The sequence below is a fragment of the Streptomyces sp. NPDC051452 genome (genome assembly GCF_044454765.1).
Lineage (GTDB): Bacteria > Actinomycetota > Actinomycetes > Streptomycetales > Streptomycetaceae > Streptomyces.
The window spans coordinates 574,789-598,122 of sequence record NZ_JBITEB010000003.1; the positions used below are offsets into that span (position 1 = coordinate 574,789).

Consider the following 23,334-nt stretch of genomic DNA (forward strand, 5'->3'; position numbering starts at 1 on the left):
GCCCCCGGGGAATGGTGTCAGATCAACGGCGGAGCACGGGCTGCCGCCCCGACGCTCGTCCCCCGAAACCCGGACCCCGGCATGCGGTCGCCCCCGCGTTCAGGGACGACCGCCCCCAACCCTACCGGCCCATATGTACGCGGGTCAGTGCTCGGGCGACTCAACCGGGGCCGAAGTGACCAGTTCGGTGAGAACACCGTGGCAATCCTTGGGGTGCAGGAAGGTGATCCGGGACCCCATGGAACCGCGGCGCGGCTCGTCGTACAGGACGCGTACGCCCTTGCCGCGGACGGCGTCGGCGTCGGCGTCGACATCCGCCGTACCGAAGGCGATGTGGTGCACGCCCTCCCCGTTCTTGGCCAGCCACTTGCCGACCGCCGAGTCCTCGCGGGTCGGTTCGAGCAGTTGGAGGTAGGAGGCGCCGCCGTCCGAGGTCTCGTTGATCTTGAGCATGGCCTCGCGCACGCCCTGCTCCTCGTTGACCTCGGTGTGGAACACCTCGAAGCCGTAGGTGGCCCGGTAGAACTCGACGGTCGCGTCGAGGTCGTGGCAGGCGATCCCGATGTGGTCGATTCGCGTCAGCATGGGTTCAGTGCAGCGCTCCTCGGGTGGTTACGCAACGTGCGCGCGATCACACCGGCGGGCCGATGACGGCGTGCTCTACCGCTCAGTACATTCGAAGTAAACCCTCGTTCACTCCTCGGCCTCGCAGGCCGGTAAGGGGATCGCAGCTCATGCCTTCTGGAACGACCAGTTCGGTGATCGTCGCAGGCGCCCGTACCCCCATGGGACGGTTGCTGGGCTCGCTCAAGTCCTTCTCCGGAGCCGACCTCGGCGGCTTCGCGATCAAGGCCGCTCTCGACCGTGCGGGGATCGGCGGCGACCAGGTGCAGTACGTGATCATGGGCCAGGTGCTGCAGGCCGGGGCCGGGCAGATCCCCGCGCGCCAGGCCGCGGTCAAGGCCGGTATCCCGATGAGCGTCCCGGCGCTCACCATCAACAAGGTCTGCCTGTCCGGCCTCGACGCGATCGCGCTGGCCGACCAGCTGATCCGGGCCGGCGAGTTCGACATCGTCGTGGCCGGCGGCCAGGAGTCCATGACCAACGCCCCGCATCTGCTGCCGAAGTCCCGCGAGGGCTTCAAGTACGGCGCGGTCCAGATGCTCGACGCGATGGCCTACGACGGTCTGACCGACTCCTTCGAGGGCGTCGCCATGGGCGAGTCCACGGAGAAGCACAACACGCGCCTCGGCATCGACCGCGCGGCGCAGGACGAGATCGCCGCCCTGTCCCACCAGCGGGCCGCGGCCGCGCAGAAGAACGGCGTCTTCGAGGCCGAGATCACCCCGGTGGAGATCCCGCAGCGCAAGGGCGAGCCGGTCGTCTTCAGCAAGGACGAGGGCATCCGCGGCGACACCACCGTGGAGTCGCTGGGCAGGCTGCGCCCGGCCTTCGCCAAGGACGGCACGATCACCGCCGGATCCTCCTCGCAGATCTCGGACGGCGCCGCGGCCGTGGTCGTGATGAGCAAGGCCAAGGCCGAGGAGCTGGGCCTGGAGTGGCTCGCCGAGATCGGCGCCCACGGCAATGTGGCGGGCCCGGACAACTCCCTGCAGTCCCAGCCGTCCAACGCCATCCGGCATGCCCTGGGGAAGGAGGGCCTGGAGGTCGCCGACCTCGACCTCGTCGAGATCAACGAGGCCTTCGCCGCCGTCGCCGTGCAGTCAATGAAGGACCTCGGCGTGTCCACGGAAAAGGTGAACGTCAACGGCGGCGCCATCGCGCTGGGTCACCCGATCGGCATGTCCGGCGCTCGGCTCGTGCTCCACTTGGCGCTGGAGCTCAAGCGGCGCGGCGGCGGCGTCGGCGCGGCCGCGCTGTGCGGCGGCGGCGGTCAGGGTGACGCGCTGATCGTGCGGGTCCCGAAGGCCTGAGTCGGACTTTCCTCAAGCGAACGGAGCTGTGATGCAGGACGTCTCCTCTCTGGTGGCCCAGGCCAGGGACGGCCGGCCGCGGGCCGTGGCCCGGCTGATCTCCCTGGTGGAGGGGGCGTCCTCGCAGCTCAGGGAGGTCATGGCGGCCCTGGCCCCGCTGACCGGCAATGCCTGGGTGGTGGGTCTCACCGGCTCGCCCGGCGTCGGCAAGTCCACCTCGACCTCCGCCCTCGTGACCGCGTACCGCAAACAGGGCAAGCGGGTCGGTGTCCTGGCCGTCGACCCGTCGTCCCCGTTCTCGGGGGGCGCGCTGCTCGGCGACCGCGTGCGGATGTCGGACCACGCCTCCGACCCCGGTGTCTACATCCGCTCGATGGCCACCCGGGGGCACCTGGGCGGCCTGGCCTGGGCGGCGCCGCAGGCGATCCGGGTGCTGGACGCGGCCGGCTGCGACGTGATCCTGGTCGAGACCGTCGGCGTCGGCCAGTCGGAGGTGGAGATCGCCTCCCAGGCGGACACCTCCGTCGTCCTGCTGGCTCCCGGCATGGGCGACGGCATCCAGGCGGCCAAGGCCGGCATCCTGGAGATCGGCGACGTCTACGTCGTCAACAAGGCCGACCGCGACGGGGCCGACGCCACGGCCCGCGAACTGAACCACATGCTGGGCCTGGGCGAGTCCCGCGGGCCCGGCGACTGGCGCCCGCCGATCGTGAAGACGGTCGCCGCCCGCGCCGAGGGCGTGGACGAGGTCGTCGAGGCACTGGAGAAGCACCGCGCCTGGATGGAGGAGCACGGCGTCCTCGCCGAGCGCCGCCGGGCCCGCGCGTCCCGGGAGGTGGAGACCATCGCGGTCACCGCGCTGCGCGCGCGCATCGCCGATCTGCACGGCGACCGCCGCCTCAGCGCCCTCGCCGAGCGCATCGTCGCCGGCGAGCTGGACCCCTACCGCGCGGCGGACGAGTTGGTGGCGGGCCTGACCGAGGGCTGACCCCTGGTCGGCTCCGGCGCCGCGCTGCTAGCGTGACCGGCATGTTCCTCCTCCTGGCGTAGAGCACACCCCGGACGCGGGGCCCTCTGGGGCCTGTCGTCACTCCCGTCCGCCCCCTTCGGGTGACGGCGAGGACATGACGACAGGCCTGGGAGAGGCCGCCGCGTCCTTCGGTGTCCCCTCTTCCCGCCTCCGCAGAGGAACCTCAGCGTGTCCACGCACCCTGCGCGGCCCTCGTACGCCGCCGTCCTGCGCGTCCCGCACGCGCGCCGCACCTTCGCCGCCGCCCTGACCGCCCGCCTGTCCTACGGCACGGTCGCGCTCGCGGTCATGCTCTCCGTCACCCGGGCGACCGGGTCCTACGCCGTCTGTGGCGCCGTGATGTCGTTGTTCGGCGCCACCACCGTCTTCCTGATGCCCCTGCGGGCGTCCCTGATCGACCGGTTCGGCCCGCGCCGCGCCCTGCCGCCCATGGCGTCGCTCTACGGCGCCCTGCTGTGTGCCCTGGCCGCTCTCACCTGGCATTCCGGGGCGCCGGCCGCGCTGGTCGCCACGACCGCCGCCCTGGCCGGTGCCTGCGCGCCGCCGCTCGGCCCCACCATGCGTGCCCTGTGGAGCGAACTCGTCGAGGACCGGGCGCTGCTCCAGCGCGCCTACGGACTGGACGGCGTCGCCGAGGAACTGCTCTACGTGTCCGGTCCGGCGCTGGTCGGCCTGCTGGCCGGCTTCGCGCCGCCGGCGGCCGGCGTCCTGCTCAGCGCCGTGCTGGTCGTCGCCGGCACCGGTGCCTTCGTCACCTCCCCGGCGATGACCGGACCCCGTCCGGCTTCCCGGGGCACCGCGTCCGGCCGAATGGGTGATCTGCTGCCCGCGGTGGCCGTGGCGGCCGGCGCCGGTCTGGCGCTCAGCGGGGTGGATCTGCTGGTGGTGGCCTTCGCCGGTGAGCGGTCCTACGACCCCGCGCTGGTGCCCTGGGTGCTGGGCGCGCTGAGCCTGGGCAGCGCGGTGGGCGGTCTGGTCAACGGAGCGATCCGGTGGCGTACGGCCACACGGGTGCGATTGTGCCGGTTCGCCGTCGCCCTCGGCCTGATGATCGCGGTGGCGGGCCTGGCGCCCGGCCTGTGGACGCTCACCGCGGCGCTCGCCTGCGCGGGCGCGTTCCTCGCCCCGGCCCTGACGACGGCGTATCTGCTCGCCGACGAGACGGCGGCGCGGGAGGCCCGCACCCGGGCCGGGGCCTGGGTGAACGCCGCTGTCAACGCGGGCGGTTCCAGCGGCGCGCTGCTGACCGGGCTGCTGCTCGGCGCGGTGCCGCTCGGCGGGTGCTTCCTGCTCGCGGGCGCTGCGGCCATGTCGGCCGGGCTGCTCGCGGCCCCCCGCCCCCGGGCGGGGGCCTCCAGGGCCCGGTGTGTGCTCCGGCGCCCTGGAGGATCGGCCGAGGTCAGGGACGCCCGCGCTGCCCCCGCAGATGCTCCGCGATCGGCTTGAGCGCCTTGTCGAGTTCTATCAGGGCCTCCGGCTCCAGCAGGTCGATGAAGTGCCGCCGCACCGACGCCACATGGTGCGGCGCCACCTTCTTCATCGTCTCCATGCCATGCTCGGTGAGCACGGCGTAGAGGCCCCGCCGGTCGGACTCGCAGTTCTCGCGGCGCACCAGGTTCGCGTTCTCCATCCGCGTGATCTGGTGCGAGAGCCGGCTCTTGGACTGCAGGGTCGCGGAGGCGAGATCACTCATCCGCATCCGTACGTCGTCCGACTCGGACAAATTCACCAGGATCTCGTAGTCGTTCATCGTCAGGCCGAACGGCTGAAGATCCTTTTCGAGCTGATACGTCAACAGCCTGTTGACCTCCAGGTGGGTGCGCCAGGCGCACTGCTCCGCATCGGTCAGCCAGCGCGTGGCCGTCTCGGTCTCCATGAATGAAGTCTACCTAAGAAGTTGAATGGCGAACTACTTCGGGTGGTGTGACTGTGCGCACGCGTTCGACGTCACACTCCGCAGACTACCGCTCACAGCCCGAAGCGACGCTGGAGGTCGCCCAGCTGTCCGGGAAGGCGCGGTGCGCCCGACGATTGCGGACCGTGCCCGAGTGGCGCCGTTCCGCCACCGCCCGGCACCCCTGGTTCGGACGGGAGGGCCCCCGTGGCCGACTCGGCCATGAGGGCCTCCGACGACTGCAGCAGGACCGTCCCGGCGCCCACGAACTCGAACTGGTGCTCCTCGCCGGAAACCCCGCCGAGGCCAGTCATCGCACGCAGTCCGCCCAGTACACCCGTCAGGTACCCATGGTCGTAGTGATGGCACGGAGACGGGCAGTCGGCCCACCCGACGAGGGCCTGTGGGTCGACCCTGATCGGGGGTTCGACGAACACCACCGGACCGTTTGATGCGGCTACGAACTTCCCGGTTCCGATCAGCGTCAGGAAACCCGGCACGATCGATTGTTTGAGCGCGAGACTTGGCTGAAAAGCGAGCAGATTGCCCGCGCGAATGGTCAAGTTCCCGTCGTCCAGGTCATAGGAGTTGACGTCGAAGGCCCGGTCGGCCAGCAGCATCTTGCCCGAGCCCTCCGCCACGACCCAGTCGCTCGCGTGCAGTGGCGAATGGAACGAGGTGCGCACGAGCCGGTCGAGTCGGCCGTGCCCGACGCCGTTGAACTCGATCGCCCCGTAGTAGGCGATCATCTTTCCCTTCTGCAGGAACCACTGGCCGCTCTTGAGCTCGACGCAGAAGGTGTACGCGTTCAGGTTGTCGTCGGCGGGCAGCGTCATCGGGTCGTACACGACCGGGCCACCCGGGGGTCCGTACGCGCTCACAGCTTCTCCTCCGAGGCCTGGACGAACACCGTGCCGTGACCGCTCAGCTCCAGCTGGAAGGCCTCGCCGGAGCCGCGGCCCACCATGTCCCGCCAGCCGAGCGCGGTGGACAGTCTGTTGCGCAGCTCGCCGCGGTGGGCGACATAGGCCTGGGGGTCGACATGGACCGAACGCTGGGGGGTGACCGGGACCTCGAAGACGCCGCCGTGCGCCATCACCGCGACCGAGCCGTGCCCCTGGAGCGTGGTGGTGAACAGCCCCTGACCCGTGACCTGGCCCCGGACCAGTCCCATGACCCCGCCCTGCGAACCCATGAACATCGTGCCCTGCCGCAGGGTGCCCTCGAAGGCGAGCAGCCGGTCGGCCTCGACGTGCAGGGTGTCGCCGGAGAGGGTGACGACGTGCGCGTGGTGGCCGCCGTGCCCGAAGAAGACGGTGCCGCTGCCCTCGACCGACATGAGCGGGGTCGCCTCGCCGGCCACCCGCCGCCCGATCATGGACATCACCCCGCCCTGCCCGCCCTGGACGCTCGGGGTGAAGGACACCTCTCCCCGGTAGGCGAGCATCGCCCCGCGCTGGCTGAACAGCCGCTGCCCGGGCGCCACCGTCGCCTCGACCATCTTGGAGTTGATCTCCCGGAAGGCCATCACAGATCACCCGCGATCGTGTTCCGCTCGCTCGGCTGCACGTACACGAGCCCGTCACCCTCGAAACGGATCTGGAAGGCCTCCCCGCCACCCTCCCCGAGAAGCGTGCGGAACGTCACACCCGACTGGAAGGACTGCCGCACATCGCCCTGGTGGGCCACATAGGCGCCCGGATCCACGATCAGCGGATATTGCGGAGTGACCCGCAGCACCACCGCCGGCCCGTCGGACATGATCGCCGCCTGACCGTGCCCCTCGACGGTCGTCGTGAACAGGCCGTTGCCCTGCGAGGCGCCGCGCAGCCCCGTGAACGTCGTGCCCGTTCTGAGCCCCGCGTCGGTCGCGAGCAGATTGCCGGCCTCGACATGGAGTCTGTCCCCCTGGAGAGCGACCAGATTGATCTCGGCGGCCCGGTCCGCGAACCAGCAGGTTCCCCGCCCCCTCACCTCCATCACCGTCATCTGCTCGCCGGTGAGCCGCCGGGTCACCATCCCGCGCAGCCCCTCGCCGCCACCGCTCAGCTTCTTGAAGGCCATCTCCCCGTCGTACGCGACCATCGAGCCGTTCTTCGCCTTGACGGCGTCCCCGGTCATGTCGACGGCGAGCACCTTGCTCCCTTGGAGTCGGAACATCGCCACGCAGCGAAAGTAACGGCGACCCGGGTGGACGGAACAGGGCCCACGGGTGGACGTCGACCCTGAGCGCACCCCTAGGGTCACCGTTTGCCACAATGGACGAACGCTTGTGCTTCCGTTCACAAAGCGGCTTGACGAAGTGACCGCGCCCTCAGCGACTCTCACCCGAAGGTGACCCGTGGACCTCAAGACAGCCTCCGCCATCCGCCGTCTCCGTCTGATCTCCGTCCCGGAGGGCATCTCCTGGATCGTGCTCGCGGCCTGCACGATCATCAAGTACACGGTGGACTCCGGCTTCGACGTCGCCCCGGTCCTCGGCCCGATCCACGGCGTGCTGTTCGTCCTCTACGTGCTCTTCTGGGCCGACGCCTGGAACCGCACCAAGTGGAACAAGGGCAAGGCCGCCCTCTACCTCGCGTACTCGGTCATCCCCGGTGGCGGCTTCATCATCGAGCGCAAGCTGCGCCGCGAGGCCGAGGACGCCGTCATCGCCGCCCGCGCCCGCAAGGAAGGCGTGGTGAACGCGTGATCGTCGCCTTCTCCGTGACGCCGCTCGGCGTCGGCGAGGACGTCGGGGAGTACGTCGCCGACGCCGTCCGGGTGGTCCGCGAGTCGGGCCTGCCGAACCGTACGGACGCCATGTTCACCTCCGTCGAGGGCGAGTGGGACGAGGTCATGGACGTCGTCAGGCGCGCCGTCGCGGCCGTCGAGGCGCGCGCGCCCCGGGTCTCGCTCGTCCTCAAGGCGGACATCCGGCCCGGCGTGACCGACGGGCTCACCTCCAAGGTCGAGACGGTCGAGCGGCATCTGGAGCGGCAGCCCCGGTAGCACCCGGCCGGGGGGCCTCGGCCGCCGCCGTCAGGGCCATGCCCGGCGGCGTCCGCTCGTATACAGCGCCTGATGTCCGTACCGGCGCGCGGTCGGCAGCCCCGCGGCGGCCGGTTGCGCCCCAGCAGCCGGGCCGGCGCCCCGGGGGATCCGCTCGGCGGGGTCGCTCCACGGGCCGCCGATGCCGCGCGCGGGGGCAGATGAGGGCCGGCTGCCACGGGGGAGCCCTGCTTCGGCTACGCCCTGCGTCCCGGGCTCGCCGCCTCGCTGCTGCTCCTGCTGCTGCCGGGGGCCGGGCCGGCGTACAAGTGGTTCGTGCGCGCCGCCGGAGGATCCGCGCGGGCGGCCCATGGCCCTGCCGAGCGCGGGGCTGATGACGGCGCAGGGCGTCGGGACGGCGCCGGCCGGGGTGGCCGCGTAGCCGGTCGGGGCGCGCAGGGCCGTGGTGGGGGCGGGCGTGGCGGGGGTCGTGTGCGTTTGCGCGCCGGCCCTGGCCGTGCGGGCGACCGAAAGCCGAGACGGGGCTGCCCCGCATATGACCGACGGGTAGGGTCTGCTGACGTGCCGAAGCCACTCAGCCTCTCGTTCGACCCCATCGCCCGAGCCGACGAACTCTGGAAGCAGCGCTGGGGGAACGTGCCCTCCATGGCCGCGATCACCTCGATCATGCGCGCCCAGCAGATCCTGCTCGCCGAGGTGGACGCGGTGGTCAAGCCGTACGGGCTGACGTTCGCCCGGTACGAGGCGCTGGTGCTGCTCACCTTTTCCAAGGCCGGTGAGCTGCCGATGTCCAAGATCGGTGAGCGGCTGATGGTGCATCCCACGTCCGTGACGAACACGGTGGACCGCCTGGTGAGGTCCGGTCTGGTGGCCAAGCGCCCCAACCCCAACGACGGGCGCGGCACCCTCGCCGTCATCACCGCCAAGGGCCGCGAGGTGGTCGAGGCCGCCACCCGCGACCTCATGGGGATGGACTTCGGGCTCGGGGCGTACGACGCGGAGGAGTGCCAGGAGATCTTCGCGATGCTCCGGCCGCTGCGGATCTCGGCACACGACTTCGAGGAGTGACCCGGGGCAAGATCTCCCGGAACGGGTGGTTACGCTCGGCTCCATGAAAAAGAGCGTGCTGACCCGCTACCGGGTCATGGCCTACGTCACCGGTGTGCTGCTGGTGCTGCTGACCCTCGGCTGCATCGCCAAGTACGGCCTGGACATGGACGGCGCCGCCGACTTCACCCGGGTCGTCGCCATCGCCCACGGCTGGCTGTACGTCGTCTACCTGATCTTCGCCTTCGACCTGGGCTCCAAGGCGAAGTGGCCGGTCGGCAAGCAGCTGTGGGTGCTGCTCGCGGGGACGATCCCGACCGCCGCCTTCTTCGTCGAGCGGAGGATCAGCCGCGAGCTGGAGGCCCGGTCAACCGAGCAGGCCCCGGCCGTCGCCAAGGCCTGAGGCCGCGCGCCCGCACCGCCGTACGAGTGCCGTACGGCGGTCCCCCATCGACATTTACTAGGACGTCCAAGTAAATTCATGGGTATGGACGCTGACGCCATCGAGGAGGGCCGCCGACGCTGGCAGGCCCGTTACGACGCCGCGAGCAAGCGCGACGCAGACTTCACCACGCTCTCCGGTGATCCGGTGGAGCCGGTGTACGGGCCCAGGCCGGGTGACACGTACGAGGGATTCGAGCGCATCGGCTGGCCGGGGGAGTACCCCTTCACCCGCGGACTGCACCCGACCGGCTACCGGGGGCGCACCTGGACCATCCGGCAGTTCGCCGGGTTCGGCAACGCCGAGCAGACCAACGAGCGCTACAAGATGATCCTCGCCGCCGGCGGCGGGGGCCTGTCCGTCGCCTTCGACATGCCGACACTGATGGGGCGCGACTCCGACGACGCCCGCGCGCTCGGCGAGGTCGGGCACTGCGGGGTCGCCATCGACTCGGCCGCCGACATGGAGGTCCTGTTCAAGGACATCCCGCTGGGCGACGTCACCACCTCCATGACGATCAGCGGGCCGGCCGTGCCCGTGTTCTGCATGTACCTGGTCGCCGCCGAGCGCCAGGGCGTGGACCCGGGCGTGCTCAACGGCACCCTGCAGACCGACATCTTCAAGGAGTACATCGCGCAGAAGGAGTGGCTCTTCCAGCCCGAACCGCATCTGCGCCTGATCGGCGACCTGATGGAGCACTGCGCCGCCGGCATCCCCGCCTACAAGCCGCTGTCGGTCTCCGGCTACCACATCCGCGAGGCCGGGGCCACGGCCGCGCAGGAGCTGGCCTACACGCTCGCCGACGGCTTCGGCTACGTCGAGCTGGGGCTCAGCCGGGGACTGGACGTGGACGTCTTCGCGCCCGGACTCTCCTTCTTCTTCGACGCGCACGTGGACTTCTTCGAGGAGATCGCCAAGTTCCGGGCGGCGCGCCGGATCTGGGCCCGCTGGATGCGGGACGTCTACGGCGCGAAGAGCGACAAGGCGCAGTGGCTGCGCTTCCACACGCAGACCGCCGGGGTCTCCCTGACCGCGCAGCAGCCGTACAACAACGTCGTGCGCACCGCCGTGGAGGCGCTGGCCGCGGTGCTCGGCGGCACCAACTCGCTGCACACCAACGCCCTGGACGAGACCCTCGCACTGCCGAGCGAGCGGGCCGCCGAGATCGCGCTGCGCACGCAGCAGGTGCTGATGGAGGAGACCGGGGTCGCGAGCGTGGCCGACCCGCTGGGCGGTTCCTGGTACATCGAGCAGCTGACGGACCGGATCGAGGCCGACGCGGAGAAGATCTTCGAACAGATCAAGGAGCGGGGCCTGCGGGCCCACCCCGACGGGCGGCACCCGATCGGCCCCATCACCTCGGGAATCCTGCGCGGGATCGAGGACGGCTGGTTCACCGGCGAGATCGCCGAGTCGGCCTTCCGCTACCAGCGGTCCCTGGAGAAGGGGGAGAAGCGGGTCGTGGGCGTCAACGTCCACACCGGCTCCGTCACCGGCGACCTGGAGATCCTGCGGGTCAGCCACGAGGTGGAGCGCGAGCAGGTGCGGGTGCTCGCCGAGCGGAAGGCGGCACGCGACGAGGCCGCGGTGCGCACCGCCCTGGACGGCATGCTGGCCGCCGCGCGCGACGGTTCCAACATGATCGAGCCCATGCTGGAGGCGGTACGCGCCGAGGCGACCCTGGGCGAGATCTGCGGGGTGCTGCGCGACGAGTGGGGGATCTACACCGAGCCGGCCGGTTTCTAGGAGCCGTCAGCCGTCAGCCGTCAGCCGCCCGTCATCCGGTCCAGTGGGCCGGGGGCGGGCGGTCCGGTCACCCGGTCACCCGGCCGGCCGGTCGGCGGCCGTACCCGTGGACGCGGCCAGCCCCAGCAGCAGCACGCGCGTGAAGTCGCGCACCCACTCCTCGTCCGCCGCCTTGCCGCTGACCAGGGTGCGGTGCACCACCGCGCCCGCCACCACGTCGAAGATCAGGTCCACCGTGCGGGCGGACTCCTCCGGATCGGGTTCGGGCGCGAGTTCGCCCCGCCGCTGCGCCCGTGCGCGGCCCTCCAGGACCAGACACATCTGACGCTCCACGATCGAGGCGCGGATCCGCTCGCGCAGCGCGTCGTCGCGGGTCGACTCCGCGATCACCGCCATCAGACCGCTCTTGGCCTCCGGGCGGGCCAGGATGGCCGCGAACTGCAGCACCACGCCCTCGATGTCGGCGGCCAGGCTGCCCCGGTCGGGCAGTTCCAGCTCGTCGAACAGCTCCGCCACCGCGTCGACGACCAGTTCGTTCTTGCCCGCCCAGCGGCGGTACAGGGTGGTCTTGGCGACCCCGGCGCGCGTCGCGACGTCCCCCAGCGTGAGCTTGGACCAGCCCAGCTCCACCAGCGCCTCCCGTGTCGCGGCCAGGATCGCGGCGTCCGCCGCGGCGCTGCGCGGGCGTCCGGCACGGCTGACGGGGGTGCGGCTCTGCATCCCACGACCATAACCGGCGGGTCGTGTGGCGTCGTGAGGGAGATCACCGGGGCGGGGTGTCGCGCGGTGTCCCGATGGCATTACGCTACGACTCGTAGCGAAAGCTCGCGATGGACGTTCGCGAGCCGTGATCCCGGCGCGGGGTGGGGACCCGGCGCCGATCACCCCGATTTTTTTCATTCCGGCGCGCGAACAGGGGAGGATAGACGCATGCAGCCACGGAACATGTCCATGAGCGGCGTCGTCGACCTCGCCGCGGTCAAGGCGGCCCAGGAGGCCAAGGCCAAGGCCGAGCAGGCGCGCGCCGAAGCCGCCCGGCAGGGCGGGACGGGGGCCGTTTCCCCGGCCGATCTCGTCATCGACGTCGATGAGGCCGGATTCGAGCGGGATGTCCTGCAGCGATCCGCCGAAGTGCCCGTCGTCATCGACTTCTGGGCCGAGTGGTGTCAGCCCTGCAAGCAGCTGAGCCCGGTCCTGGAGCGCCTGGCCGTCGAGTACGGCGGACGCTTCCTCCTCGCCAAGATCGACGTCGACGCCAACCAGATGCTGATGCAGCAGTTCGGGGTGCAGGGCATCCCGGCCGTGTTCGCCGTCGTCGCCGGCCAGGCCCTGCCGCTCTTCCAGGGGGCGGCCGACGAACAGCAGATCCGGCAGACCCTGGACCAGCTGGTCCAGGTGGCCGAGGAGCGGTTCGGCCTGACCGGTCTGACCGTCGACCCGGACGCCGAGCCGGGCGGCGCCGTCGCCGCGCCGGTGGAGGGGCCGTACGAGGTGTCGCTGAACGCCGCGGCGCGGGCCTTGGACGCCGGCGACCTGGGCGGTGCCATCCAGGCCTACCGCAACGTGCTCGCCGACGACCCGGCCCACCCGGAGGCGAAGCTCGGCCTCGCGCAGGCCGAATTGCTCCAGCGGGTGCAGAACCTCGACCCGCAGAAGGTCCGCCAGGAGGCCGCCGAGAAGCCGGCCGACGCGGACGCCCAGATCGCCGCCGCCGACCTGGATCTGGTGGGCGGTCACGTCGAGGACGCCTTCGGGCGGCTCATCGACACCGTGCGCGGCACGGTGGGTGACGAGCGGGACGCGGTACGGCGTCGGTTGCTGGAGCTGTTCGAGCTCGTCGGCCCCGAGGACCCCCGGGTGGTGGGGGCGCGCCGAGCGCTGGCGCGCGCCCTGTACTGACCTGTCCTTAAACGCCGCGGCTTGTGATGCCGGGGTGAAAGATTGGCCGACGCGCTGCCCTGGCGGCCGCGCTTTACCAAATCTTGGTAATCGCGGCCGCTGTTACTCGGAGTAAATCACCGCCGTTGATCTGTCTGGTTTCGTCCAGGGATCAACGGCTTTGCTCTGCCCTTCGATGCCACCGAGCGTCGCGCTCCGAGACCGGCTGGTCGTCCTCCGGTTATCCGGCCGTTACTAGCCAGTAACGAACCCCCTTGTGTCCGGGCCGAGAATGCACCACGATCGGCGACGCTCGGTCCATTCCCTTCACCCCGGCAACCGGTCGGGACGCGGGAGACTCTGGGTCCCCACCGAGCAGGGCCGGCGGCAGTGACGCCGGCTCTTGGGCAGGGGGGTCTTCGCCGTACGGCGGAGCCTGTCCAGCAAGGTTGTGCGTGATGTGTGTCAGGCGCGACCAGTGGTTGTCGCTCGGGGGTGATCGCCGGTGATTCGGGCGCTGTTCGCGCCTCCGAGCGCGGGCGCTCTCCTTACCGAGGACGTAGCACTTCTCCCATCCCTGCCCGGCTGAGCCGCCGATGGGGGCGAGTCAGGGCCGGAGATGTACGTCCGAGAAGGAGGAAATATGGAGTCCCAGGTGCGTGGCGGGACCAGATGGAAGCGGTTCGCTGTGGTCATGGTGCCCAGCGTCGCCGCCACGGCGTGTATAGGTGTGGCCCTCGCGCAGGGCGCTCTTGCCGCTTCGTTCAGCGTTTCCGGTCAGGAGTTCAAGGTCACGGCCGATGAGCTCCACGGTAAGGGCTTCGCCCAGTACGGGGCTATCGACAGCGGCTACACGCTCGACGGGAAGAAGACGGCCCACGCCGTCGCCGTCTCGTCGTTCAACACCGCGACCATCACCAACATGTGCCAGTCCGTGGTCACGCCCGACGTGCCGGTGCTCGGGTCGATCACCCTCCGCCTGGAGGCGGGCGGCCCGGGGCACGAGCAGGTGCAGGCCGAGCGTCTGTACATCGACGTCGACGACCTCCAGGCCGACGCCACCTTCCACGGCATCGACATCGGTGTGGCCGCCAAGGACGCCAGCAAGGGTCCGGGCATGAAGGGCAACGGCGAGCAGGCCAACCCCTACGGCTTCGCCCAGCAGGCGGACTCGGCGGACCTGTCCGGCGTGAAGCAGACGGCGTGGGCGACCACCGCCGGAACCTTCAAGCTCAGCGGTCTGCACATGTCGCTCCACAGGGGCGACGGCAAGGGAATCGAGTGCTACTGAGCACTCGGTGACGGGCGGGGGAGCCGACGGCGCCCCCGCCCGTTCCACCTTCGGCCGCGTCTTCACGCGCGGCACACCTCACCACCACAGCAACGCCGCACCAGGGAGCTGTTTTCCATGAGCGCCGAGACTCCTGCCGCCGCATCCGGCCAGTTCACCCGCCGTAGGCTGCAGTTCCGCGCCTGGCGGGGCACGCGTCCGTTCTGGGCTGGTCTGTTCGTCTTGCTCAGCGGTCTTCCGATCATGTACTTCCCGTACTTCCATCTCCAGCTCGGTCATCTGACGCTGGCGATGGCGACCACGGCCGGGGCCGGCTCTCTGATCATCGGCGTGCTGCTCGTCGTACTGGGCATCAGCCTCTGGTTCCAGAAGCACGTGCGGACGTTCGCGGGTGTGGCCGCGATCCTGCTCGCGCTGGTGTCCCTGCCCGTCTCCAACTTCGGCGGCTTCGTCATGGGCTTCCTGCTCGCCCTCGTGGGCGGGGCGATGGCCGTGGCCTGGGCGCCGGGCGCGCCCGAGCAGCCGCCGGCCGAGGCCGCGCCGGACGAGGCGACCGCCCCCGCGGCGGCCCCGCTGCCGCACCAGGGCATGGGCCCGGTGAGCGAGTCGAACGACCTGTCAGGAACGAGCCCGGCCAACGGGGCGAACGGGAGGCACAGTGCCGGCTGACGAGGTGACCCGAGGGACCGAGGAGCAGGGGTCCCGCGCGAGAACCGGGCCCCGCCACGCGGCACCCAGGAGGCCGCTGTTCACCAGGTTCCACATGCCGGCCGGCAAGGCGATAGCCTCCGTGGCGATGCCGACCGCGGTGATCGTGGGCATGGGCTTCACGTCCACGCTCGCCCTCGCCGACAACAACGGCAGCCCGTCCCCGTCGACGTCGGCCAAGAGCCTGACGGCCGACGAGTACAAGGACTGCGTCAAGGCGCTGGGCGACGACAAGAACGCCTCCGGGACGCCGTCGCCGTCCGCCTCCGACAGTGGGTCCCCGGACACCAGGACGCCTTCGCCGGACGACGCCGGCAAGGACGCCAAGGGCACGGGAGACGCCAACGGCACCGGAGACGCCAAGGGCACCGGGGGCGGCCAGGACGCGAAGGACTCGGGCAAGACCTCTTCGCCGGATTCAGGTTCCGACGACAAGGCGACGCCCAAGCCGACCGCGACCTCCGGCTCCTCGGGTTCCGGCTCCTCGGACCCGGCTCCGGGCTCCGGCGGGGACACCACCACGCCCGCCACGCCCGCCCCCACCGAGTCCAAGGCCGGTGGCGGTCTGCTGGACACCATCGGGGACAAGCTGGGCGACCTCCTCACCGGCGGCAAGAAGGACGACTCCGGCACCTCCTCCGCGACCCCGGCGCCGTCCGCCTCCCCGTCCTCCGGCGCGCCCTCGGCCCCCACGGCCGGCGCCGGCACGCCGACGACCGGTCCCACGGCCTCCACCTCCGTCAAGGACACCGCGTCCAAGGCGGGCAAGACGGTCGAGGACACGGTCAAGAACACCACCGACAAGGTGACCCGGGCGGCCGGGGACGCCGGCAAGGCGGCCGGGGACGCGACCGCCTCGGCGACCCCGGACCCGACGCCGTCCGCGTCCGCGAGCACCTCCGCCGCCAAGGACTGCCCGGCGGCGACCGACGACGAGAGCGGCGTCGACAACAAGACCCCGGTGGCGGACGACCCCTGGTACCTCGATGCCAGCTCGCTGCTCCTCAAGGGCGCCGACTACCAGGGCATCGTCGAGGTGAAGACGGCCAACGGCACCAAGAAGAAGGTGCTGAAGTACGTCATCTCCAGCGGTACGGACATCGGCGACCTGCACCAGACCGTGCAGGACAAGCAGGCGAACAAGACGTACCACGTGCAGGCGTCCAAGGGCTCGACGTCCACCATCACCGACGGCGACACCGTCATGTACACCGAGAGCATCTCGGGCAACCTGTTCGGTCTGATCCCGGTGACGTTCAGCCCGGACAGCCCGCCCCCGCTGAACATCCCGCTGATCTACTTCACCCATGTGAAGGTGGTCCAGGCGGCGCAGTTCGGCGGCACCCTGCACATACCCGGCATGCACGTGTACACCACCGACTGAGCGGCGGCACAGGCCCGTTCGGGAGCCGCGACACAGCCGAGGGCGCCCCCTGTCACAGGGGGCGCCCTCGATGCCGTAACGGACCCGCGGAGGTCAGTTGCCGCCACCCAGGTGGTGGACGCGGATCATGTTGGTGGTGCCGGGGACGCCGGGAGGCGAGCCGGCGGTGATGATGACCGTCTCACCGGAGCCGAAGCGGCCCAGCTTGGCGATCTCCTGGTCCACCAGGTCGACCATCTCGTCCGTGGTGTTCACGAACGGCACGATGTGCGACTCCACGCCCCAGCTGAGGGTGAGCTGGTTGCGGGTGGCCTCGTCCGTGGTGAAGGCGATGATCGGCTGGCAGGCGCGGTACCGGGACAGCCGGCGCGCGGTGTCGCCGGACTGGGTGAAGGCGACCAGGCCCTTGGCCCCCAGGAAGTCGGCGATCTCGGCGGCCGCGCGGGCCACCGAACCGCCCTGCGTACGCGGCTTCTTGCCCGGCACCAGCGGCTGCAGGCCCTTGGACAGCAGCTCCTGCTCGGCCGCCTGGACGATCTTCGACATGGTCTTGACCGTCTCGATCGGGTACGCGCCCACGCTCGACTCCGCCGAGAGCATGACCGCGTCGGCGCCGTCCAGGATCGCGTTGGCCACGTCGGAGGCCTCGGCGCGGGTCGGACGGGAGTTGGTGATCATCGACTCCATCATCTGGGTCGCCACGATCACCGGCTTGGCGTTGCGCCGGCACAGCTCGATCAGGCGCTTCTGCACCATGGGGACCTTCTCGAGCGGGTACTCGACGGCGAGGTCGCCACGGGCGACCATCACACCGTCGAACGCCATCACGACGGCCTCCATGTTGTCCACCGCCTGCGGCTTCTCCACCTTGGCGATGACCGGGACCCGGCGGCCCTCCTCGTCCATCACGCGGTGGACGTCCTGGACGTCCTTGGCGTCCCGGACGAAGGACAGGGCGACCAGGTCGCAGCCCATGCGGAGGGCGAAGCGCAGGTCCTCGATGTCCTTCTCGCTCAGCGCGGGCACGTTGACGGCCGCGCCGGGCAGGTTGATGCCCTTGTGGTCGGAGACGACACCGCCCTCGATGACGATGGTCTTCACCCGGGGGCCCTCGACGTCCACGACCTTCAGCTCGACGTTGCCGTCGTTGATCAGGATCTGGTCGCCGCGCGAGACGTCGCCCGGCAGCCCCTTGTACGTCGTACCGCAGATGTGCTTGTCACCCGGCACGTCCTCGGTCGTGATGACGAACTCGTCACCGCGCTGCAGCTCGACCGGCCCCTCGGCGAAGGTCTCCAGGCGGATCTTCGGGCCCTGCAGGTCGGCGAGGACACCGATGGCCCGGCCGGTCTCCTTGGACGCGGCACGGACGCGGTCGTACCGGGCCTGGTGCTCGGCCTGGGAGCCGTGGCTGAAGTTGAACCGGGCCACGTTCATGCCCGCCTCGATCATGGCGACGAGCATCTCGTGGGAGTCGACCGCGGGGCCGAGAGTACAGACGATTTTCGAACGGCGCATGGAGCGATCCTATCGGTTTGTTTCGCTACGGAATATTCCGTCTGGCGGAAGATACAAATGAGTGCCGCACCGCTCAGGTGCTATTCAGTTGTTCTTTCCCACCAGTGCGTAGGTCTGCGTCGCGATCTCCAGTTCCTCGTCCGTCGGCACCACCGCCACGGCCACCCGTGCCGACGCCGGCGAAATCAGCCGTGCCTCCCCGGAGCGCACGGCGTTCAGCTCCGGGTCGACCGCGAGGCCTAGCCCTTCCAGGCCCGCGATCGCGGCCTGGCGCACCGGTGCGGCGTTCTCCCCGACCCCGGCGGTGAAGGCGACGGCGTCCACCTGTCCGAGAACGGCGTAATAGGCGCCGATGTACTTCCTGATCCGGTGAATGTAAATGTCGAAGGCGAGGGCGGCCCCTTCGTCGCCCTCGTCGATCCGGCGGCGGATCTCCCGCATGTCGTTGTCACCGCACAGTCCGAACAGACCGCTCCTCTTGTTGAGCAGAGTGTCGATCTCGTCCATGGACATTCCACCGACACGCGCCAAATGGAAGATGACGGCCGGGTCCAGATCTCCGGATCGCGTACCCATCACGAGCCCCTCCAAAGGCGTCAGTCCCATGGAGGTGTCCACGCACCTGCCCCCGCGCACCGCCGACGCCGAGGCGCCGTTGCCCAGGTGCAGCACGATGACGTTGGCCTCGGCGGGGTCCTTGCCCAGCAGCCGCGCGGTCTCCCGCGAGACGTAGGCGTGCGAGGTGCCGTGGAAGCCGTAGCGGCGGATGCGGTGGCGGTCGGCGATCCTCGGGTCGATCGCGTACCGGGCCGCGGACTCCGGCATCGTCGTGTGGAACGCGGTGTCGAAGACGGCGACCTGGGGCAGGTCGGGGCGCAGCGCCTGGGCGGTGCGGATGCCGGTGAGGTTGGCCGGGTTGTGCAGCGGCGCGACCGGGATCAGCCGCTCGATCTCGGTGAGCACCTCGTCGTCGACGACGGTGGGCTCGGTGAAGAACATCCCGCCGTGCACCACCCGGTGGCCGATGGCGGCCAGTTCCGGCGAGTCCAGGCCGAGCCCGTCGCGGCCCAGCTCCTCGGCGACCGCCTTGAGGGCGGCGTCGTGGTCGGCGATCGGCCCGCCGTGCTCGCGGGTCGCATCGGTGGCGACGCAGGTGTGCTTGAGCCGGGAGGTCTGTTCGCCGATGCGCTCCACCAGGCCGGCGGCGAGCCGGCTCGCGTCGCGCATGTCGAGGAGCTGGTACTTCAACGACGAGGAGCCGGAGTTCAGGACGAGGACGCGGCTCGCCGCGGGATTTTCGGTCACGGTGAATCGAACGCTCTCTGTGCTCAGGTGGCGGGGGTCTGGGCCTGGATCGCCGTGATGGCGACGGTGTTGACGATGTCCTGGACGAGGGCGCCCCGCGACAGGTCGTTCACCGGCTTGCGCAGCCCCTGCAGGACCGGGCCGACGGCGATCGCGCCGGCCGACCGCTGCACGGCCTTGTAGGTGTTGTTGCCGGTGTTGAGGTCGGGGAAGATCAGCACGCTGGCCTGGCCCGCGACCTCGGAGCCGGGCAGCTTGGTGGCGGCGACGGACGGCTCCACGGCCGCGTCGTACTGGATCGGTCCCTCGATCTTCAGGTCCGTGCGCCGGGCGCGCGCCAGTTCGGTGGCCTCGCGTACCTTCTCGACGTCGGCGCCCGAGCCGGAGGTGCCGGTGGAGTAGGACAGCATCGCGATCCGGGGCTCCACGCCGAACCGGGCCGCCGTGCCCGCCGACTGGATGGCGATGTCCGCCAGCTGCTCGGCGTCGGGGTCCGGGTTGACCGCGCAGTCGCCGTAGACCAGCACCTTGTCGGCCAGGCACATGAAGAACACGGACGAGACGATCGAGGACTCCGGCCGGGTCTTGATGATCTCGAAGGCCGGCCGGATGGTGGCCGCCGTGGAGTGCACCGAGCCGGAGACCATGCCGTCGGCCAGCCCCTCCTGGACCATCAGCGTGCCGAAGTAGTTCACGTCGGAGACCACGTCGTACGCCAGCTCGACCGTGACGCCCTTGTGGGCGCGCAGCTGCGCGTACTTCTCGGCGAAGGTGTCGCGCAGGTCGGAGGTCGCAGGATCGATCAGCTCGCTGTCGCCGAGGTCGATGCCGAGGTCGGCGGCCTTCTTGCGGATCCGGTCGACCGGCCCGAGCAGGGTCAGGTCGCACACCCCCCGGCGCAGCAGCACCTCGGCCGCGTGCAGCACCCGCTCCTCGGTGCCCTCGGGCAGGACGACCCGCCGCTTGTCGGAGCGGGCCTGCTCCAGCAGCTTGTGCTCGAACATCATCGGGGTGACCCGGTCGCTGCTCGGCGCCGAGACCCGGCGGGCCAGGTCGGCGGTGTCGGCGTACCGCTCGAACAGGCCGAGCGCGGTCTCCGCCTTGCGCGGGGTGGCCGCCGTCATCTTCCCCTCCAGCGAGAACAGCTGCTCGGCGGTGGGGAAGCTGTTGCCGCTCACCGAGAGCACCGGGGTGCCCGGGGCGAGGCGGGCGGCGAGGGTGAGGACCTCGTCGCTCGGCACCTCGTTCAGGGTGAGCAGCACACCGGCTATCGGCGGGGTGCCGGCGCTGTGCGCGGCCAGCGAGCCGACGACCAGGTCGGCGCGGTCGCCCGGGGTCACGACCAGGCAGCCCGGGGTCAGGGCGCCCAGGAAGTTGGGCAGCATCGCACCGCCGAAGACGAAGCCCAGCGCGTCCCGGGCGAGCCCCGAGTCGTCGCCCAGCAGCACCCGCGCGCCGAGGGTCTGGCCGATCTGCGCGACCGTCGGCGCGGACAGCGCCGGCTCGTCGGGCACGACGTAGCAGGGCACCGGCAGCCGGTTCGCGAGCCGCTCGGCGATCGGGTCGCGGTCCTCGCGGGCGACCCGGTTGGTGACCATCGCGAGCACGTCACAGCCGAGGCCGTCGTAGGCGCGGTAGGCGTTGCGGGTCTCGGCCAGCACCGACTCGGCGGTCTGCCGGCGGCCGCCGACCACCGGGATCACGGAGGCGCCGAACTCGTTGGCGAGGCGGGCGTTGAGGGACAGCTCGTCCGGCAGCTGGGTGTCGGCGAAGTCGGTGCCGAGGACGAGGACGACGTCGTAGTCCCGGGCCACCAGGTGGAAGCGGTCGACGAGCGCGGAGACCAGTTCGTCGGTGCCCTGCTCGGCCTGGAGCGCGGACGCCTCGTGGTAGTCCATGCCGTAGACGGTCGCCGGGTCCTGCGAGAGGCGGTAGCGCGCCCGCAGCAACTCGAACAGCCGATCGGGACCGTCGTGGACGAGGGGACGGAAGACTCCCACCCGGTCGACCTGCCGGGTCAGGAGTTCCATGACCCCCAGCTCCACCACCTGGCGGCCGTCACCGCGGTCGATCCCGGTCACGTACACGCTGCGCGTCACGTGTCCACTCCGTTCCTCATGCTCGTGCGTCCAGTTCGTTGTGTCTTCGGCATAAAAATCGCCCACCGAGGTGAGCGGAACCCTCTTGACAATACCCATGCTGCCGGATAAAGCGCCCGTCAAGACTTCACCTGCCCGGCGGACGTGAAACAATCGGCACTGGCTCACCGGTACACGACAGCGAGCAGGAGACACAGCACGATGCGCATCGGAGTTCTCACCGCAGGCGGCGACTGCCCCGGCCTGAACGCCGTGATCCGGTCGATCGTGCACCGCGCGGTGGCGCAGTACGGCGACGAGGTCATCGGCTTCGAGGACGGCTACCGCGGTCTACTCGACCGCCACTACCGCGCCCTCGACCTGGACGCGGTCAGCGGCATCCTGGCCCGCGGCGGCACCATCCTCGGCTCTTCCCGGCTGGAGCGCGACCGGCTGCGCGAGGCCTGCGAGGGCGCCGCCGACATGGTCGAGGAGTTCGGCATCGACGCGCTGATCCCGATCGGCGGCGAGGGCACGCTGACCGCGGCGCGCATGCTCTCCGACGCCGGCCTGCCGGTGGTCGGCGTCCCCAAGACCATCGACAACGACATCTCCTCCACCGACCGCACCTTCGGCTTCGACACGGCCGTCGGCGTCGCGGCGGAGGCGATGGACCGGCTGAAGACCACCGCCGAGTCCCACCAGCGCGTGATGGTCGTCGAGGTCATGGGCCGGCACGCCGGCTGGATCGCGCTGGAGTCCGGCATGGCCGCCGGCGCGCACGGCATCTGTCTGCCCGAGCGCCCCTTCGACCCCGCCGACCTGGTCAAGATGGTCGAGGAGCGCTTCGCCCGCGGCAAGAAGTTCGCCGTCATCTGCGTCGCCGAGGGAGCGCACCCCGCCGAGGGCTCCATGGAGTACGGCAAGGGTGACATCGACCAGTACGGCCACGAGCGCTTCCAGGGCATCGGCACCGCCCTGGCCTTCGAGCTGGAGCGGCGCCTGGGCAAGGAGGCCAAGCCGGTCATCCTCGGTCACGTCCAGCGCGGTGGCGTCCCCACCCCCTACGACCGCGTCCTCGCCACCCGCTTCGGCTGGCACGCCGTCGAGGCCGCGCACCAGGGAGAGTTCGGCCGGATGACCGCGCTGCGCGGCACCGACATCGTGATGGTGCCGCTCGCCGAGGCGGTCACCGAGCTGAAGACCGTACCGAAGGACCGGATGGACGAGGCGGAGTCGGTGTTCTAGGACGCCCCCCCCCTCCCGCCCGGCGAGCCCACCGCCCGCCGGTCAGGCGGTCCGGTCCGTCACCCCGTGCCAGAAGTTGTCGACGATCCGGTCGAGGAACTCCTGGCCGGACGCGCTGGCGCCCTTGCCGCCGCCACCCCAGCTGAGGGTGGCGGCCATGTGCCCCTGGTAGTCCTGGTGCAGTTCCTGCAGGACCGCCTCCAGGACGCCCTTGTCCAGGGGGGCCAGCTTCATTACCGGCCGGACATACGCCTGCCAGCGGGTGGTCACCGCGCTGTGCAGCAGCTCGGCGAGCCTCGCCTCCCGGCCGGTGACGGCCACGAAGTCGGGCAGCGCGAGGTCCAGCACCCGGGCCAGCGCGGCCGACTGGCGCTCGTTGCCCCGCCAGTCGTCGTGCTCCTCCATCCGCAGGTATCCGCGCAGGTCCAGGCCGACGGCGTGGGCGACGTCCTCGGGCGCCAGCGCCCGGGCGATCCGATGCTCGCGCAAGGTCCGCGGCCGGCCGATGAGTTCACCCGGCGAACACCACAACACCCCTGCCAGCGCGGCGAGTTCGGGGTGGCTCGGGGTGGCGGTACCGCGTTCCCAGGCGATCACGAGATCCGGGGTGACGTAGGGCAGCCCGTACGAGACGCGCATCCCGTGGGCGGCATGTTCGGGCCCCATGCCCAGGGCCGCGCGGAGCCTGCGGGCGGCCGGGGCGTTGAACGGCGGGGCGGGAGGTCCGGACTGAGGTGAGGGTTGGCGCACCCCGCACAAGGTAGGGCTGCGCGAAGGTGTTGACTACGGTCGGTTCGGACAAGATCACGCATCGTAGATTCGTACGTCTTCGTCGCGGCC

Annotated in this window: 23 protein-coding genes; 13 read left to right on the forward strand and 10 right to left on the reverse strand. The window is 70.7% G+C overall.

Annotated elements, in window-relative coordinates; all coding sequences use genetic code 11:
* Positions 1–144: 144 nt before the first annotated feature.
* The gene (gene mce / locus ACIBA9_RS12030) at positions 145–585 is read right to left on the reverse strand and encodes a methylmalonyl-CoA epimerase (protein ID WP_362163033.1); all 441 of its coding nucleotides are present in this window, start codon (positions 583–585) and stop codon (positions 145–147) included.
* A 149-nt stretch (positions 586–734) separates the two neighbouring features.
* Here mce and ACIBA9_RS12035 point away from each other — a divergent pair, with 149 nt between their 5' ends.
* The 3 genes from ACIBA9_RS12035 (at position 735) to ACIBA9_RS12045 (ending at position 4,410) form a co-directional block, all read left to right on the forward strand.
* Positions 735–1,934 carry an acetyl-CoA C-acetyltransferase gene (locus ACIBA9_RS12035; RefSeq protein WP_399362023.1) on the forward strand — a complete coding sequence of 400 codons (1,200 nt, stop codon included), beginning with the start codon at positions 735–737 and terminating at the stop codon, positions 1,932–1,934.
* 31 nt (positions 1,935–1,965) lie between these two features.
* Positions 1,966–2,922, forward strand: coding sequence for a methylmalonyl Co-A mutase-associated GTPase MeaB (gene meaB, locus ACIBA9_RS12040; RefSeq protein ID WP_399362025.1), 957 nt, complete (start codon positions 1,966–1,968; stop codon positions 2,920–2,922).
* Positions 2,923–3,132: 210 nt separating this feature from the next.
* Positions 3,133–4,410 (forward strand): MFS transporter, encoded by a 1,278-nt coding sequence (locus ACIBA9_RS12045; protein ID WP_399362027.1) that lies wholly within the window; start codon positions 3,133–3,135, stop codon positions 4,408–4,410.
* Here ACIBA9_RS12045 and ACIBA9_RS12050 read toward each other — a convergent pair.
* The 4 genes from ACIBA9_RS12050 to ACIBA9_RS12065 form a co-directional block, all read right to left on the reverse strand.
* Complete coding sequence (locus tag ACIBA9_RS12050) at positions 4,364–4,840, reverse strand: MarR family winged helix-turn-helix transcriptional regulator (RefSeq protein ID WP_393900201.1); 477 nt, start codon at positions 4,838–4,840, stop codon at positions 4,364–4,366. The genes ACIBA9_RS12045 and ACIBA9_RS12050 overlap by 47 nt on opposite strands.
* A gap of 92 nt (positions 4,841–4,932) precedes the next feature.
* Positions 4,933–5,739, reverse strand: a complete 807-nt coding sequence (locus ACIBA9_RS12055) for an AIM24 family protein (RefSeq protein WP_399362029.1) — start codon at positions 5,737–5,739, stop codon at positions 4,933–4,935.
* On the reverse strand, positions 5,736–6,386 hold the full coding sequence (locus ACIBA9_RS12060) for an AIM24 family protein (protein ID WP_399362031.1): 651 nt from the start codon (positions 6,384–6,386) through the stop codon (positions 5,736–5,738). Before ACIBA9_RS12060 ends, ACIBA9_RS12055 begins: the two co-directional genes overlap by 4 nt.
* Entirely contained in the window at positions 6,386–7,018 is a 633-nt protein-coding gene (locus ACIBA9_RS12065) for an AIM24 family protein (RefSeq protein ID WP_399362130.1), read from the reverse strand. The genes ACIBA9_RS12060 and ACIBA9_RS12065 overlap by 1 nt, the downstream gene beginning before the upstream one ends.
* A gap of 181 nt (positions 7,019–7,199) precedes the next feature.
* On the opposite strand from ACIBA9_RS12065, the gene ACIBA9_RS12070 reads away from it, so the two are divergent.
* The 5 genes from ACIBA9_RS12070 (at position 7,200) to ACIBA9_RS12090 (ending at position 11,084) form a co-directional block, all read left to right on the forward strand.
* Positions 7,200–7,550, forward strand: coding sequence for a DUF3817 domain-containing protein (locus ACIBA9_RS12070; RefSeq protein ID WP_362163023.1), 351 nt, complete (start codon positions 7,200–7,202; stop codon positions 7,548–7,550).
* On the forward strand, positions 7,547–7,849 hold the full coding sequence (locus ACIBA9_RS12075; RefSeq protein WP_362163022.1) for an MTH1187 family thiamine-binding protein: 303 nt from the start codon (positions 7,547–7,549) through the stop codon (positions 7,847–7,849). Before ACIBA9_RS12070 ends, ACIBA9_RS12075 begins: the two co-directional genes overlap by 4 nt.
* A 561-nt stretch (positions 7,850–8,410) precedes the next feature.
* Entirely contained in the window at positions 8,411–8,917 is a 507-nt protein-coding gene (locus ACIBA9_RS12080; protein WP_362163020.1) for a MarR family transcriptional regulator, read from the forward strand.
* A gap of 43 nt (positions 8,918–8,960) precedes the next feature.
* Positions 8,961–9,299: a DUF3817 domain-containing protein gene (locus tag ACIBA9_RS12085; protein ID WP_362163018.1), complete on the forward strand. Its 339-nt coding sequence runs from the start codon at positions 8,961–8,963 to the stop codon at positions 9,297–9,299.
* 84 nt (positions 9,300–9,383) lie between these two features.
* A complete protein-coding gene (locus ACIBA9_RS12090) occupies positions 9,384–11,084 on the forward strand; it encodes a methylmalonyl-CoA mutase (RefSeq protein ID WP_399362034.1) in 1,701 nt (566 codons plus the stop codon).
* 75 nt (positions 11,085–11,159) lie between these two features.
* Here the strand turns inward: ACIBA9_RS12090 and ACIBA9_RS12095 are convergent, their stop codons facing one another.
* Positions 11,160–11,804 carry a TetR/AcrR family transcriptional regulator gene (locus ACIBA9_RS12095; RefSeq protein WP_399362035.1) on the reverse strand — a complete coding sequence of 215 codons (645 nt, stop codon included), beginning with the start codon at positions 11,802–11,804 and terminating at the stop codon, positions 11,160–11,162.
* A gap of 210 nt (positions 11,805–12,014) precedes the next feature.
* On the opposite strand from ACIBA9_RS12095, the gene ACIBA9_RS12100 reads away from it, so the two are divergent.
* The 4 genes from ACIBA9_RS12100 (at position 12,015) to ACIBA9_RS12115 (ending at position 16,345) form a co-directional block, all read left to right on the forward strand.
* Positions 12,015–12,983 (forward strand): tetratricopeptide repeat protein, encoded by a 969-nt coding sequence (locus ACIBA9_RS12100; protein WP_399362037.1) that lies wholly within the window; start codon positions 12,015–12,017, stop codon positions 12,981–12,983.
* A gap of 622 nt (positions 12,984–13,605) precedes the next feature.
* Positions 13,606–14,253 carry a DUF6230 family protein gene (locus ACIBA9_RS12105; protein ID WP_399362039.1) on the forward strand — a complete coding sequence of 216 codons (648 nt, stop codon included), beginning with the start codon at positions 13,606–13,608 and terminating at the stop codon, positions 14,251–14,253.
* 117 nt (positions 14,254–14,370) lie between these two features.
* Entirely contained in the window at positions 14,371–14,922 is a 552-nt protein-coding gene (locus ACIBA9_RS12110) for a DUF6114 domain-containing protein (protein ID WP_399362041.1), read from the forward strand.
* On the forward strand, positions 14,912–16,345 hold the full coding sequence (locus ACIBA9_RS12115) for a hypothetical protein (protein ID WP_399362043.1): 1,434 nt from the start codon (positions 14,912–14,914) through the stop codon (positions 16,343–16,345). The genes ACIBA9_RS12110 and ACIBA9_RS12115 overlap by 11 nt, the downstream gene beginning before the upstream one ends.
* A gap of 93 nt (positions 16,346–16,438) precedes the next feature.
* On the opposite strand, the gene pyk is transcribed toward ACIBA9_RS12115, so the two are convergent.
* The 3 genes from pyk to pta form a co-directional block, all read right to left on the reverse strand.
* Positions 16,439–17,863 (reverse strand): pyruvate kinase, encoded by a 1,425-nt coding sequence (gene pyk / locus ACIBA9_RS12120; protein WP_399362045.1) that lies wholly within the window; start codon positions 17,861–17,863, stop codon positions 16,439–16,441.
* An 84-nt stretch (positions 17,864–17,947) separates the two neighbouring features.
* On the reverse strand, positions 17,948–19,168 hold the full coding sequence (locus tag ACIBA9_RS12125) for an acetate kinase (protein ID WP_399362047.1): 1,221 nt from the start codon (positions 19,166–19,168) through the stop codon (positions 17,948–17,950).
* 23 nt (positions 19,169–19,191) lie between these two features.
* Positions 19,192–21,267 carry a phosphate acetyltransferase gene (gene pta, locus ACIBA9_RS12130; RefSeq protein WP_399362048.1) on the reverse strand — a complete coding sequence of 692 codons (2,076 nt, stop codon included), beginning with the start codon at positions 21,265–21,267 and terminating at the stop codon, positions 19,192–19,194.
* A 201-nt stretch (positions 21,268–21,468) separates the two neighbouring features.
* On the opposite strand from pta, the gene ACIBA9_RS12135 reads away from it, so the two are divergent.
* A complete protein-coding gene (locus tag ACIBA9_RS12135; protein WP_362162999.1) occupies positions 21,469–22,494 on the forward strand; it encodes an ATP-dependent 6-phosphofructokinase in 1,026 nt (341 codons plus the stop codon).
* Between the two features lie 42 nt (positions 22,495–22,536).
* Here ACIBA9_RS12135 and ACIBA9_RS12140 read toward each other — a convergent pair whose 3' ends face one another.
* Entirely contained in the window at positions 22,537–23,244 is a 708-nt protein-coding gene (locus ACIBA9_RS12140) for a helix-turn-helix domain-containing protein (protein WP_399362050.1), read from the reverse strand.
* Positions 23,245–23,334: the final 90 nt, after the last annotated feature.

Coding starts and splice junctions, on each gene's coding strand:
- mce (WP_362163033.1), bottom strand. CDS start 585: ATGCTGACGCGAATCGACCACATCGGGATCGCCTGCCACGACCTCGAC.
- ACIBA9_RS12035 (WP_399362023.1), top strand. CDS start 735: ATGCCTTCTGGAACGACCAGTTCGGTGATCGTCGCAGGCGCCCGTACC.
- meaB (WP_399362025.1), top strand. CDS start 1,966: ATGCAGGACGTCTCCTCTCTGGTGGCCCAGGCCAGGGACGGCCGGCCG.
- ACIBA9_RS12050 (WP_393900201.1), bottom strand. CDS start 4,840: ATGGAGACCGAGACGGCCACGCGCTGGCTGACCGATGCGGAGCAGTGC.
- ACIBA9_RS12060 (WP_399362031.1), bottom strand. CDS start 6,386: ATGGCCTTCCGGGAGATCAACTCCAAGATGGTCGAGGCGACGGTGGCG.
- ACIBA9_RS12065 (WP_399362130.1), bottom strand. CDS start 7,018: ATGTTCCGACTCCAAGGGAGCAAGGTGCTCGCCGTCGACATGACCGGG.
- ACIBA9_RS12085 (WP_362163018.1), top strand. CDS start 8,961: ATGAAAAAGAGCGTGCTGACCCGCTACCGGGTCATGGCCTACGTCACC.
- ACIBA9_RS12090 (WP_399362034.1), top strand. CDS start 9,384: ATGGACGCTGACGCCATCGAGGAGGGCCGCCGACGCTGGCAGGCCCGT.
- ACIBA9_RS12095 (WP_399362035.1), bottom strand. CDS start 11,804: ATGCAGAGCCGCACCCCCGTCAGCCGTGCCGGACGCCCGCGCAGCGCC.
- ACIBA9_RS12100 (WP_399362037.1), top strand. CDS start 12,015: ATGCAGCCACGGAACATGTCCATGAGCGGCGTCGTCGACCTCGCCGCG.
- ACIBA9_RS12105 (WP_399362039.1), top strand. CDS start 13,606: ATGGAGTCCCAGGTGCGTGGCGGGACCAGATGGAAGCGGTTCGCTGTG.
- ACIBA9_RS12110 (WP_399362041.1), top strand. CDS start 14,371: ATGAGCGCCGAGACTCCTGCCGCCGCATCCGGCCAGTTCACCCGCCGT.
- pyk (WP_399362045.1), bottom strand. CDS start 17,863: ATGCGCCGTTCGAAAATCGTCTGTACTCTCGGCCCCGCGGTCGACTCC.
- ACIBA9_RS12135 (WP_362162999.1), top strand. CDS start 21,469: ATGCGCATCGGAGTTCTCACCGCAGGCGGCGACTGCCCCGGCCTGAAC.